15 protein-coding genes and 1 tRNA gene are annotated in these 11,923 nt (G+C 59.2%); 2 read left to right on the top strand and 14 right to left on the bottom strand.

What is annotated here, in order from left to right:
* Positions 1 to 7 precede the first annotated feature (7 nt).
* Entirely contained in the window at positions 8 to 364 is a 357-nt protein-coding gene (locus tag NVV72_18125; GenBank protein MCR6661141.1) for a hypothetical protein, read from the top strand.
* A gap of 278 nt (positions 365 to 642) precedes the next feature.
* Here the strand turns inward: NVV72_18125 and NVV72_18130 are convergent.
* From NVV72_18130 to NVV72_18165, 8 genes are all read right to left on the bottom strand, one after another.
* Positions 643 to 718: transfer RNA gene (locus NVV72_18130), tRNA-Pro, on the bottom strand.
* 112 nt (positions 719 to 830) lie between these two features.
* Complete coding sequence (locus NVV72_18135; GenBank protein MCR6661142.1) at positions 831 to 1,334, bottom strand: MerR family transcriptional regulator; 504 nt, start codon at positions 1,332 to 1,334, stop codon at positions 831 to 833.
* A gap of 15 nt (positions 1,335 to 1,349) precedes the next feature.
* Positions 1,350 to 1,652, bottom strand: a complete 303-nt coding sequence (locus tag NVV72_18140) for an integration host factor subunit alpha (protein MCR6661143.1) — start codon at positions 1,650 to 1,652, stop codon at positions 1,350 to 1,352.
* A gap of 124 nt (positions 1,653 to 1,776) precedes the next feature.
* The gene (locus NVV72_18145) at positions 1,777 to 2,757 is read right to left on the bottom strand and encodes a ketoacyl-ACP synthase III (protein ID MCR6661144.1); all 981 of its coding nucleotides are present in this window, start codon (positions 2,755 to 2,757) and stop codon (positions 1,777 to 1,779) included.
* 4 nt (positions 2,758 to 2,761) lie between these two features.
* The gene (gene plsX, locus NVV72_18150; protein MCR6661145.1) at positions 2,762 to 3,841 is read right to left on the bottom strand and encodes a phosphate acyltransferase PlsX; all 1,080 of its coding nucleotides are present in this window, start codon (positions 3,839 to 3,841) and stop codon (positions 2,762 to 2,764) included.
* Positions 3,842 to 4,020: 179 nt separating this feature from the next.
* Positions 4,021 to 4,560 (bottom strand): DUF177 domain-containing protein, encoded by a 540-nt coding sequence (locus tag NVV72_18155; protein MCR6661146.1) that lies wholly within the window; start codon positions 4,558 to 4,560, stop codon positions 4,021 to 4,023.
* Positions 4,557 to 4,904, bottom strand: coding sequence for a hypothetical protein (locus NVV72_18160; GenBank protein MCR6661147.1), 348 nt, complete (start codon positions 4,902 to 4,904; stop codon positions 4,557 to 4,559). Before NVV72_18160 ends, NVV72_18155 begins: the two co-directional genes overlap by 4 nt.
* Complete coding sequence (locus tag NVV72_18165) at positions 4,897 to 5,223, bottom strand: hypothetical protein (protein MCR6661148.1); 327 nt, start codon at positions 5,221 to 5,223, stop codon at positions 4,897 to 4,899. The genes NVV72_18160 and NVV72_18165 overlap by 8 nt, the downstream gene beginning before the upstream one ends.
* Before the next feature lie 182 nt (positions 5,224 to 5,405).
* Here NVV72_18165 and bamE point away from each other — a divergent pair, with 182 nt between their 5' ends.
* Entirely contained in the window at positions 5,406 to 5,900 is a 495-nt protein-coding gene (bamE, locus tag NVV72_18170; GenBank protein MCR6661149.1) for an outer membrane protein assembly factor BamE, read from the top strand.
* A 274-nt stretch (positions 5,901 to 6,174) separates the two neighbouring features.
* Here bamE and NVV72_18175 read toward each other — a convergent pair whose 3' ends face one another.
* From NVV72_18175 to NVV72_18200, 6 genes are all read right to left on the bottom strand, one after another.
* Complete coding sequence (locus tag NVV72_18175) at positions 6,175 to 8,337, bottom strand: sodium-translocating pyrophosphatase (protein ID MCR6661150.1); 2,163 nt, start codon at positions 8,335 to 8,337, stop codon at positions 6,175 to 6,177.
* A gap of 278 nt (positions 8,338 to 8,615) precedes the next feature.
* Positions 8,616 to 9,041 (bottom strand): hypothetical protein, encoded by a 426-nt coding sequence (locus NVV72_18180; GenBank protein ID MCR6661151.1) that lies wholly within the window; start codon positions 9,039 to 9,041, stop codon positions 8,616 to 8,618.
* Positions 9,042 to 9,114: 73 nt separating this feature from the next.
* Entirely contained in the window at positions 9,115 to 9,672 is a 558-nt protein-coding gene (locus NVV72_18185; protein ID MCR6661152.1) for a glycine zipper 2TM domain-containing protein, read from the bottom strand.
* Positions 9,673 to 9,810: 138 nt separating this feature from the next.
* Positions 9,811 to 10,785, bottom strand: a complete 975-nt coding sequence (gene thiL, locus NVV72_18190) for a thiamine-phosphate kinase (GenBank protein MCR6661153.1) — start codon at positions 10,783 to 10,785, stop codon at positions 9,811 to 9,813.
* A gap of 89 nt (positions 10,786 to 10,874) precedes the next feature.
* The gene (nusB, locus tag NVV72_18195) at positions 10,875 to 11,408 is read right to left on the bottom strand and encodes a transcription antitermination factor NusB (protein ID MCR6661154.1); all 534 of its coding nucleotides are present in this window, start codon (positions 11,406 to 11,408) and stop codon (positions 10,875 to 10,877) included.
* Positions 11,405 to 11,872 carry a 6,7-dimethyl-8-ribityllumazine synthase gene (locus tag NVV72_18200; protein MCR6661155.1) on the bottom strand — a complete coding sequence of 156 codons (468 nt, stop codon included), beginning with the start codon at positions 11,870 to 11,872 and terminating at the stop codon, positions 11,405 to 11,407. Before NVV72_18200 ends, nusB begins: the two co-directional genes overlap by 4 nt.
* Positions 11,873 to 11,923 lie beyond the last annotated feature (51 nt).

The raw sequence follows: 11,923 nt of genomic DNA on the forward strand, positions 1-11,923 counted from the left end.
TTTGGGCATGGAACAGACCGATATCACCCAGCGCCTGCGTAAACTCGCTTTAGATCTGCTTGATGCCTACGAGCAGATTGATACACCCGCCACCTTTGCCGAAGCCGACCGCGCCGCCAAGGCGCTGATCTCGATTGGCAAGGCAATTAAACTGGCCTGGGATGAGGCGGCTGCACCAAAACCGGCTGTGCCGCCAATTGCTCCGGCACCGCGAAAGGCGTCGGGACCGTCGCCCTATCTGGAGGTCGAGCGCCAGGCCAGAGCGCTTATCGAGGCCGACAAGGCGCTTCGGGGCGGCCAGTTGAGCGATGCAGAAATTGATGCGCTGCTAGGACTGCCTGATCCGGCCGTCAGACGGCTTTGAGCAGAACCACGAATGCACCAATTTAAGCATTGTCTCGCCCAAAAGTACGCAAGTTTTATTCGTGTTTATTCGTGTGCATTCGTGGTTACAAAATGATGGTGTCGCTGCGCGACGCTTTCTCAGTGGGAGCGACAGGATTGATTACGCTTCGCTCCATCGCGTCTTCATGACAGGCAAGCCTGTCATTCGCCGTCGAACCTTTTACGGTTCGAAGCTTGGCGCGCAGACCTGAAACAAATAAGCCGTGGGCCTTTGGGCCCACGGCTTATTTGTTTCAATGGTCGGAGCGACAGGATTGAACCTGCGACCCCTTGACCCCCAGTCAAGTGCGCTACCAGGCTGCGCCACGCTCCGCCAAAACATAAGGAAAACAGCAGGTGTCGCCCCTAAGAGAGGCGGCTTATAGAGACGAACATCGCCTGCGGCAATCCCCAAAAGTCAGATTTCCGGGAAATTCCACCGGAAATTAACTGCGCTTCGCAAGGTCGATATGGCGCGCCAGGCTGGCCTGAGCCTCTTCCAGAGCATTGGCGATTTTCAGAAAACGGTCGCGCATCTCGGCTGACATCGCCGCTGGCGGAACCGACGCGCCACCAAAGACCGGCTGACGCACACCTTCAGCATCCTCAGCCGCGATTTCATCCTGTGACACCAGCCCCTGCTCGGTCGCCACCACTTCGTCAGCCGGGCCGGAATAGCGTTCGCCGGAGGGATTGAGAATGGCCTTCTGCCCCTCATCCTTGAACAGCTTCTGCACGCCGCGAATGGTGAAACCACGATCATAAAGAAGCGTCTTTACGCCCATCAGCAGGTCGATATCCTGCGGGCGGTAAAAACGGCGGCCACCGGCGCGCTTGGTCGGACGAATGAAGGTAAACTTGGTCTCCCAGAAACGCAGCACATGCTGCGGCACGCCCAGAGCATCGGCGGTCTCGGAAATGGTCCGTAAGGCGAGCGGCCCCTTGTTCACCGGTGCGCTACCTCGTTACTCGTGCGTGCCGGCATCGACACGCGCCTTGACGATCTGCGAGGCGCGGAACGAGATCACCTTTCGCGGATCGATGGCCGCAGGCTTGCCGGTCTTGGGATTGCGGCCGACGCGGGCATTCTTTTCACGCACCTGGAAAACGCCAAAGCCCGACAGCTTCACCGTATCGCCGCGCTCCAGCGCTTCAACCACCAGATCAAGCGTGCGTTCAACAATCGCCGCGCATTCCTGCCGCGGCAGGCCCAGTTCATTGTGAACGTCTTCGAAAAGTTCGGCTCGCGTCAAGGTCTGCGATTTCATGGTCTCAAGCGCCCCCTGCAGAATGGTTTTAACCAAAGCAAGCCCGCACAATGCCGCAATTATCGCTATCCGTCAAAGGCTTATAGAGAACTTATGATAAAAAACGTCCGTTACGGGAATAACCCTACAAGCGGATAGCCGCCGCGCCCCAGGTCAGACCGCCGCCCAGCGCCTCTATCAGCACCAGATCGCCCGGCCTTACGCGGCCGTCCTGCACACCGACATACCAGGCCAGAGGAATACTGGCCGCGGAGGTATTGGCGTGCTGCGCCACGGTCGAGATGACCTTGTTTTCATCCAGGCCAAGCCGTTCGGCCACGCCATTGAGAATACGCTGATTGGCTTGGTGCGGTATGAACCAGTCGATATCGGCGATTTCGAGATTGGCCTTTTCCACTGCCGCTTCAACGGCTTGCGATATCTTATGAACCGCGTGCTTGAAGACCTGGTTGCCCTGCATCCGGATCTTGCCGATCCGGTTTTCAGCCTCGAACGTGCCGCCGTCGACATAGAGCAGATCGACCTTGGAGCCATCGCAGCGCAGATCGAAACCGAGGATGCCGCGATCGGCCTTGGTCCCCACGCCTTCGACCGGCTCAACCACGACCGCGCCGGCACCATCGCCGAACAGGATGCAGGTGCCGCGGTCGCTGTAATCGAGCAACTGGCTCATCGCCTCGGCGCCGATCACCAGTACGCATTTCGACAGGCCACGCGCCACAAAACCATCGGCCACGCTCAGGGCATAGACAAAGCCGGAGCACACCGCCTGGACATCAAACGCCGGACAGGTTGGCGCGCCGAGCTTGTTCTGCACGATCGAGGCGGTGGAAGGAAACGGCATGTCCGGCGTGGTGGTGGCGACGATGATGAGGTCTACATCCGCCGCCGTCTTGCCGGCGGCCGCCGGGGCGACCTTCGCGGCCTCCACAGCCAGGTCGGAGGTCTTCATGCCGTCGTCGATCTTGTGACGCTGGCGAATACCGGTCCGTTCGGTGATCCAGGCATCGGAGGTATCGACCATCCGCGCCATATCATCATTGGTGATCACTTGTTCCGGCAGGAATCCGCCAACCCCGGTAACCGCCGATCTTAACACACGCATGTTCCTAGTTTACCTTATCGCCCGCGGCTACCACGGCTGGTGTTTCTTTCAGGTCCGCATCCATACCGGCTTCCGCCGCCAGGCTTTGCGAAAACTGGGCCAGACTGTCAACAATATCACGCTCATAACCGCTGGTCGCCAGCGAAAGCCCGACCCGGATGGCGTTCGAGAAGGCGCGCGCATCCGCACCGCCATGACTTTTGATGACGATGCCCTTCAGGCCCAGAAGCGGCCCACCATTGCTGGCGCCCGGATCGATGCGCTTCGCCATCGCCTTCAGCGCCGAACCGGCCAACACGGCCCCCAGCATAGCCATCGGCCCCGATTTGAAAGCGTCCTTCAGCAGATCCTTGATGAAACGCGCCGTTCCCTCGGCGGTCTTCAGCGCCACATTGCCGGTAAAGCCATCCGTGACGGTGACATCGACCGTGCCGGCGCACAGGTCCGTGCCCTCGACGAAGCCATAATAATTCAGACCGAGGGTGTTTTCCTTGAGCAGCTTATGGGCCTCGCGCACTTCTTCATGGCCCTTGACGTCTTCCGAACCGACATTGAGCAGACCGATGGACGGCTTTTTGACGCCATGCACGGCGCGGTGGAAGGCGGCGCCCATCAGGGCGAATTCGATCAACTGGCGGGCGTCAGACGTCACATTGGCGCCGACATCGAGCACGGTGCCAAACCCCTTTTTATTGGGCCACGAACAGCCGATGGCCGGACGCTCCAAGTCATCCGTCATCATCTTTAGGATCATCTTGGAGAGCGCCATCAGGGCCCCGGTATTGCCGGCCGAAATGACCGCCCTCGCCTCGCCGGATTTCACGGCATGAATGGCGTTGGACAGGCTGGTATTGCGGCGGCGGATCGCCTGGGCCGGCTTTTCATCCATGGCCACGCATTGATCAGTATGGATGACAACCGATCGCGCTTTCAGCTTCGGCAGCTTCGCCAGTTCGGCATTGATTCGCGCTTCGTCTCCATGAAGCTGAAAAAAGACCGCCTGATGCTCATCGAGCAATAGCGCGGCGCCGCGCACCGTTACCGCCGGGCCATGATCGCCGCCCATGGCGTCAATGGCGATAATGACAGCATCTTTCGGAATAGCCGGATTTGACTGAGGTTCTGTTGTTGCCGACACGGACCTATCTGACCTCACCTAAGCTTTTCTCACTCAAAGCACATACTCTGCAAACAAGCCGCGGACGATAGCGGCACTTTGCAACTATGCAAGCCCAATCATCTGCCAGGTGGTCCGTCATGTCGCTATTCATCGCGTTTCAACTGCGCCAGGACGGCGAAAGGCGACGGCTCCTTCACCGGTTCCGGCTCTTCGAAAACCGCGCCGGGCTTGCGCGCGAAAGGATCATAGGCTTCGCCCAGCGCTTCGATCACATACTGGCCCAGGTCGATCTGGCCGTTTTCGATCACATCCGGTTCATCGAGATCATCCAGCGTGAATTCTCGGGCGCCGACCTCGGCAATCTCTGTGGTGACCCGCTGCTTTTCGATGCAGTCGATCTCCAAGTCGCTCGAAATCTCATGAGTAAAAGGCTGCAGCGTCACGCCGCATTCCTGCGTGACCTCGCCCTTGAGCGCCAGACTGACGCGCACAACCGGCTTTTCACCCGTCACCTGGCGTGTGTCGATATGAGCGACAAGGCTGTTCAGTTCGATCATGCCGAACGCCTTTGCAATCACGTCGCGGCGCGCTTCGTCAGCAACCAGCTCGACTTTCAGCCCCTTGGCGGCCTGATCGAAGCGAACACGATGCTCCCAAAGTCCGGTATCCTGCTGGTCACTCATTGCTCTTCTCCACTCATTACAAGGTCTGCCGAGTCTGCATCGCTTTCAAGCGCCTCCGGCGGCGAAAAGGCCGGCCGGCCGGCCAGTACGTCATCGACCTGAAAGGCATCATACGCCGCCTGTGCATAGATGGCGAATGCCTGCGCCCGTTCAAGAACCGCCGCCGAAACCGCCTGCCCCCTGACCTCTCCGTCCGCGTTATCGTCAGCATAGTCCGAGCCGGCCATGATCGTGCGCGCCGTGTAGTCGGCAGCCGCCGTCAGAGAGGCGTCCCGCCACAGGTCGTCCCAGCGTTTCAGGCGCGTATAGATGACCTGACCGAGCTTTTTCATCTTCTTAGGCACGCTGAGATCGCCGACGCCCTGCTCCCGCAGGGTCGAGATCAAGCGCCAGCAGGAAGGAATCGAACAGGGCCTGCGCCGTTTCCTGCGCCTGATCGTGGCGCGGATCGCCTGCCGGCAAAGATTTCAACCGCGTTACAACAAGCCCGACGTGAAAGGTCAGCAGTTCAAACCGGGCCCCGATGGCGTCATCCACGCCGTAGTCCAGATAGAAGACCGGCTGTCGGGATTGCATCACGCAGGCCAGGTAAAGCCGGTCGCCGACCTGCTTTGCAGGGCGCGGTTTAAAGGCGGATTTCAGCTTGTCCAGAAGGCTTTGCATCACATATCTCTGGTTGGGTTGGGCCGATGAATATCCCTTTGGAAACAGGGATGATGTGTCGCCATTCAGGCGCTGTATCCGGCGAAAAATTTGCTGTTCACGGCCATGTTTAAGCCTTAAGCTTGCCGTAAGCCTAAATTCCCTATAGGTCAAATGCGTTTCGTTTTCTAAACAGGATATTCATGCGCCTGCTCTCCTTCAAGACAAGCTCGGCTCTGGTTGCCGCGTCCGCCCTGGCCCTGCTGGGCACGGCCTGCGCCCCCACCATGACGCACCACGGCTATCTCGCGCATGAAGCCAAGCCTTCGGTGGATATCAAGGTCGGCGACAGCCAGGCCACCGTGCTCGATAAGCTGGGCGCCCCGTCGCAGACCTCGGTCTACAAGCCGTCGGAATGGTATTATATCGACCAGGTGTCGATGAAGATGACCTACAAGCAGCCGCGCGTCACGGCCCGTTCGGTGACCGTCGTCGATTTCGACCCCAGCACCCAGACGGTCGCTACTGTAAAGACCCTGTCCCTGGCCGATGGCCGGGTACTGACGCCGAACCCGAACAAGACCCCGACTCGCGGCCGTTCGCTGACCGCGCTCGAACAGGTCCTCGGTACTGTCGGGCACCAGCGCCTCGACAACAGCCAGGACACCAATCCCGGCAACAACCGCCGCCGCGATTAAAATGCCTCGAACATGTGTAAAAAAGCCCGCCAGATACATCTGGCGGGCTTTTTTTTTATTTAAGATATTCGCCACAGATGACACAGATGGGCACAGATTATCTGCGTCTTCGAGAGTCAGAAACAAGCCTGGATACCCTGCCTACTGATCGCAAAGCGACTGTCATTTCACAATGCATGATGTTCCAGATGCTCGAATCATCTGTGCCCATCTGTGTCATCTGTGGCTAAACCTTATCTGAATGCCCCCGCCGTTTCCGGCGGAGGCCATTACCTTAAGCGCCGTGAGCCAATACCGCCAGCATAAGCAAGGCCACAATATTCGTGATCTTGATCATCGGATTGACCGCCGGGCCGGCCGTATCCTTGTACGGATCACCGACCGTATCCCCAGTCACCGAAGCCTTATGCGCTTCGGAACCCTTGAGGTGCTTCACGCCGTCCTTGTCGACAAAGCCGTCTTCAAAGGACTTCTTGGCGTTATCCCACGCGCCGCCGCCGGAGGTCATCGAGATGGCGACGAAGATGCCGGTCACGATAACACCGAGCAGCATGGCGCCCAGCGCTTCAAACGCCGGCACCGCGCCACCGATATAGTAGACGATGGTGAACAGGACAATCGGTGACAGCACCGGCAGCAACGACGGAATAACCATTTCCTTGATCGCCGCCTTGGTCAGCATATCGACGGCCCGGCCGTAGTTGGGCTTGGACGTGCCGGCCATGATGCCGGGATCCTCGCGGAACTGCTTGCGCACCTCCTCCACAACCGCCTGAGCCGCGCGGCCGACCGCGGTCATGCCCATGCCGCCGAAGAGATAGGGCAGCAGGCCGCCGATCAAAAGGCCGATAACGACCCACGGTGACGACAGCGAGAAGGTCAGGTTGCCCAAGCCCTGGAAGATGGCGGGGGCGTCGGTCAGACCGGCGAAGTATTTCAGGTCAGACGTATAGGCGGCGAACAGCACGAGAGCGCCGAGACCGGCGGAACCGATGGCATAACCCTTGGTGACGGCCTTGGTGGTGTTGCCGACCGCATCGAGCGCGTCGGTGGTGTGGCGCACTTCCGGCGGCAGGCCCGCCATTTCGGCGATGCCGCCGGCATTGTCCGTTACCGGACCGAAGGCATCCAGCGCCACGATCATGCCGGCCAGGGCCAGCATGGTGGTGGTGGCGATGGCAATGCCGAACAGGCCAGCCAGCAGATAGCAGCCGATGATGCCGGCCACGATGATCAGGGCCGGAACCGCCGTCGATTCCATGGAAACCGCAAGGCCCTGGATGACATTGGTGCCATGGCCGGTGACCGACGCCTGGGCGATGGAAACGACCGGACGCTTGCCGGTGCCGGTATAGTATTCGGTCACCACGATAAAGCCCGCCGTCACCGCCAGGCCAACGAGACCGCAGTAAAAGAGGGTCATGCCGGTAAAGTGGAAGGTGGTGCCGGCAGAGACATATTCAAACGGCGTATCGAAGCCGAGACCGGGCAGATACTTTATCACTGCCGCCAGAGCCACGATCGACAGAAGACCCGTGGCGATCAGCCCCTTGTAGAGGGCGTTCATGATGTGGTTGTCCTTGCCGAGACGGACAAAGAAGGTGCCGATGATCGAGGTGAGGATGCAGACACCGCAGATGACCAGCGGCAGCAGCATCATCATGCCGACATAGGGGGTTTCGCCGAAGAAGATGGCCGCCAGAACCATAGTGGCGACGGTGGTCACCGCATAGGTTTCAAACAGATCGGCCGCCATGCCGGCGCAGTCGCCGACATTGTCCCCGACATTATCGGCGATGGTGGCCGGATTACGGGGATCATCCTCCGGAATACCGGCCTCGACCTTGCCGACCATATCACCGCCGACATCGGCGCCCTTGGTGAAGATGCCACCGCCGAGACGGGCGAAGATCGAGATCAGCGATGCACCAAAGCCCAGCGACACCAGGGCATTGATCAGGTCGCGGTCATGCGCCGTCTTGTGCAGCACTTCGGTCAGGTAGGCATAATAACCCGACACGCCGAGCAATGCCCCGCCGGCTACGAACAGACCGGTAATGGCGCCGGCATTGAAGGCCAGTTTCAGGCCACGGGCGAGGCTTTCAGACGCCGCCTGCGCCGTGCGGACATTGGCCCGGACCGAAATCAGCATACCGGCATAACCGGCGGCACCCGAAAGCACGGCACCGATCAGGAAGCCGATGGCCGACAAATAACCGAGAAAGATAAAGGCAAGTATGAAAATGACCACGCCGACCATGGCGATGGTGGTGTACTGACGCTTGAGGTAGGCCGCGGCCCCTTCCTGAATCGCCGCGGCGATTTCCTGCATACGCGCATTGCCTGCATTGGCCTTCATCAGGCCAAGAGTCTGGACGACACCATACAGCAGGCCAAGTATGCCGGCCGCTATGGCCAGCATCAAAGCAATATTCATAATGTAACCCCTGTGTCTTTATATTTGAGGGGCGCACATGACCGCCGCCCCATTTTCGGGAATCAAAAAGAAGACAAAATACAGTGTCTTACTTTTCGATTGAGGCGGAGAGTGCCAAATGTTTACCTGAGTTTCAAGGCCATATGTTGCCGCAACCCATTATAATTCAAAGGTTTTCGCGCCGCGAATGCTGCATTGCGGGGGTGCGAATACTTATAATATGTAAATTCAGACCGTTATGAAAAACGCACCGCAACACAACCAGCGGGGGATATCCGTCAGTACGGATGGCGCTTCGGGCTTTGCGACAGCACATCGATCGATTTGATGACACCGGGACCGGTTATTTTCGTCCATTCGCCCATCATGACCTGCTTGAAGCGCGGCTCATCCAACAGGTAATCCTTGCCACCTTGCGCAAAGGACGTCCGCGAGGCGGCGCGGACAAGGGAATCGCGGAAATAGGGTTCCTTGTCGCGGAATTTCGCCTCGTCGGCCGTCATGGTCAGGTTGATACGGATATTGAGGAAGATGTAATTGACCAGACGGCCGTCCACGCTGATCGGTATGGCGACCGCGCCCAGTTGCACCGAGGCATTCCCCGCTTTTTTGGCTTCCCCGCCTTCGCTGGCCAGGACGGGCGCGGCAGACAGGCAGAGGCCGGCGGCGGCAGCGCCCAGCAAATAACGACGATCAGGTTTCATGCGCCGATTCTGGCGCAGAATGGTTGATAACGCCTGAATGAAAAAGCCTCCGGCGTAACCGGAGGGTTTAAACTTAGTGATTGTTGTATTTGTCTCTATGCTTGTTGCCCTTATTGCGACCATCGTGCCAGTGGCCATCCTTGTCACGCCAGCCATAGGGATTGTCGTTGTCGTTGCGCCAGGCGTCGCCATAGGCGTAGGGCGGCGGCGTGGTATGGCGGTAACGGTCATAATAGACGTGCTGATAGCGATCCTGCGGCGGGCGCTCCTTGTAATAGACGACCGTGTAGCCCCGAGGCGGTGGTGCCGGATCGTAATAGGCGCCCTGGTAGGAATAGTATTCACCGTTGTAGCATTTGACGCTCGACTTGCCGACATTGTTGCCGATCACGCCGCCGACCACCGCGCCGCCAACCGTGCCGAGGCCACGTTCGTTCTTGGAAATCTGGCTGCCAACAAGGCCGCCAATGACCGCGCCGATAATCGTGCCGTTGGTCTGGGCTTCCTTCTTCTTGGCGTAGCAATAGCCATCATAACCGCGCAGGTCACGATCCTGCGCCGAGGCCAGACCGGGTATCATCAGCCCCGCCGCCAGGCTGATTACCAGCCCCATTTTCAGAGTCGTTTTCATTGGAATACCCTCCTCAGATTGCCGACGGACAAATCCGCGCCGACGGTTCTGCGCGAAAGGGCTAGGCTTAAACCGGGCTTATCGCAATTCCGGTGCCCGGTGGATTGCGTGAGGATTTTATAAGTTTTCGGAAAATGGCTATAGCGGGTGCGTGAAGCCCTTTTTCACCACGTCCAGACGTCGGCCGTCCGCCCACAGTTCCGCGCCGGCCGGTGTGTCCTCTGACAGACCGATACAGGCGCCGATATCATAAAAACCCGCCATGACCAGCGCCTTAGCACCGTGATCATCAGCCGTACACAGAATCTGGTAATCATCACCGCCGGTCACTAACTCAACTGGACTGATACCCGAGGCGATAGCAGCACGGGCGGACAGCGAGGTCGGCACCCGATTGAGGTCCAACCGTATCATCAGGTTGTTGGCGCGCGCCAGATGGTCAGCATCGGCCAGCAGGCCATCGGATATATCCATGGCGCAGCGCGCATGATCACGGAGAGCCGGGATCAGGTCGGTGCGGATCTCCGGCAGGTGATAGGCACTAATGACCTCGTTGACATCCGCGTGCGACAGACCGAGCAGTTGCCCCTGCAGGGCCTTCAGGCCAAGATATCCTTGGCCGATATAGCCGCTCACGAGTACCCGGTCGCCCGGCTTGGCGCCGAGACGGGAGAGGGTTTTTCCGGCCGGCGCCTTGCCAAACATCGTCATGGAAACCACCAGCGGCCCTTCGGTGGAAACCGTATCGCCGCCGAACAGGCTCAGGCCATAGCGGTCCTGATCGATTTTCAGACCGCGCGCGAAATCGGCTTTTTCGGCATATGTTGTGCCGCGCGGCCAGGCGGTCACGAGCTGGTAGCCATAAGGCTTGGCACCCTTGGCAACGATATCCGACAGGTTGACGCGCATCAGCTTGCGCGCCACCAGATCGAGCGGATCGTGCTCGAAAAAATGAACACCGCCCACCAGGGCATCGGTATTGACAACCAGATCGCAAGACGGATCACCGCCAATGACGGCGACATCATCGATCAGTCCCCTCGCCTCGCGGCTCAGGCCGGCCAGCGGTTTGAACAATTGATCAATGATGGAAAACTCGTCGGGTTCGCTCATACCGCTCTCACCGCGATCAGAAGGCCGTCATTTTGCACGTCACGGATGAAAATACGATAAAACTTTCCGTGACTTTCGCCCGGCAGGTGTTATCTGCGTACATCGGCGGCTATGCCATCGAGCGCCGCATTGACGAAGCGCGCCTCGGTTTCACCATAGAAGGCGCGGGCGATTTCGACATATTCGTTGATGATCACCTGGAGGCCGATATCCGGGCGGAACTTCAGTTCCCAGGTGCCGGCGCGCAGGATGGCGCGGACCGTCGGATCGAGGCGCTCGATGCGCCAGCCGGAAGCCAGGCGGTTGATGATCAGCGGATCGATCGCCGACTGCTCTTTCACGATAGTGCGCGCGCCTTCGGCAAAGAAGGCTTCGTCAGCGGCCGCCAGGGGCTCGCCGTCAAGATCGCCATCGAAGCGATAGTCGGAAAATTCGCGGATGACGGTTTCGACACCGGCACCGGTCAGATCAAGCTGGTAAAGCGCCTGAACCAGGACGAGACGCGCTACGGTACGGGCGCGCTTTTCCTTGTTGGACAAAGTCTTTGCTTCAGCTTCGTTGGCGTTGAGCTGATCGATGACCGCTTTCAGGCTGGTCGGTTTTGGCGTGGCGGCATCGCTCATTGGGTGCCATCCATCAGGCTTTTGCGCAGACCGATCATGGTCAGGCAGACCTTGGCGACCGTGCCGCCCTTGTCGCCCTCCGAACGGCGGGCGCGTACCCAGGCCTGATCTTCGTCTTCAACGGTCAGGATGCCATAACCGATGGCCAGGCGCTGCTTGTAGCTGAGGTCCATCAGGCCGCGAGCGGATTCGTTGCAGACATAGTCATAATGGGTAGTGTCGCCGCGGATGACACAACCCAGGGCCACATAACCGTCATAGGCGCGGCCGGCCGGCCGGTGGGCGGCATCTTCGGCCATGGCGATGGCGGCCGGGATTTCAAACGCACCTGGCACCGTGACCACATCATATTCCGCGCCCAGCGCTTCCAGCGCGTCCTTGGCGCCGGCCAGGAGTTCGTCGGCGATATCGTCGTAGAAACGGCTTTCGACGATCAGGATGCGAAGCGGATTTTCAATGGTCAAAGCGAGTCGTCCTTAAAAGGCTTGAAAGGCAGGTCAATACGCCCTTATGCC

This window comes from Asticcacaulis sp., assembly GCA_024707255.1.
GTDB lineage: Bacteria > Pseudomonadota > Alphaproteobacteria > Caulobacterales > Caulobacteraceae > Asticcacaulis.

Excerpts from the sequence above, each read along its gene's own strand:
- NVV72_18155 (MCR6661146.1), bottom strand. The coding sequence starts at position 4,560 with ATGAGTGACCAGCAGGATACCGGACTTTGGGAGCATCGTGTTCGCTTC.
- thiL (MCR6661153.1), bottom strand. The coding sequence starts at position 10,785 with ATGAGCGAACCCGACGAGTTTTCCATCATTGATCAATTGTTCAAACCG.
- NVV72_18125 (MCR6661141.1), top strand. The coding sequence starts at position 8 with ATGGAACAGACCGATATCACCCAGCGCCTGCGTAAACTCGCTTTAGAT.
- NVV72_18145 (MCR6661144.1), bottom strand. The coding sequence starts at position 2,757 with ATGCGTGTGTTAAGATCGGCGGTTACCGGGGTTGGCGGATTCCTGCCG.
- NVV72_18140 (MCR6661143.1), bottom strand. The coding sequence starts at position 1,652 with ATGAAATCGCAGACCTTGACGCGAGCCGAACTTTTCGAAGACGTTCAC.
- nusB (MCR6661154.1), bottom strand. The coding sequence starts at position 11,408 with ATGAGCGATGCCGCCACGCCAAAACCGACCAGCCTGAAAGCGGTCATC.
- NVV72_18180 (MCR6661151.1), bottom strand. The coding sequence starts at position 9,041 with ATGAAACCTGATCGTCGTTATTTGCTGGGCGCTGCCGCCGCCGGCCTC.
- NVV72_18175 (MCR6661150.1), bottom strand. The coding sequence starts at position 8,337 with ATGAATATTGCTTTGATGCTGGCCATAGCGGCCGGCATACTTGGCCTG.
- bamE (MCR6661149.1), top strand. The coding sequence starts at position 5,406 with ATGCGCCTGCTCTCCTTCAAGACAAGCTCGGCTCTGGTTGCCGCGTCC.
- NVV72_18165 (MCR6661148.1), bottom strand. The coding sequence starts at position 5,223 with ATGCAAAGCCTTCTGGACAAGCTGAAATCCGCCTTTAAACCGCGCCCT.
- NVV72_18185 (MCR6661152.1), bottom strand. The coding sequence starts at position 9,672 with ATGAAAACGACTCTGAAAATGGGGCTGGTAATCAGCCTGGCGGCGGGG.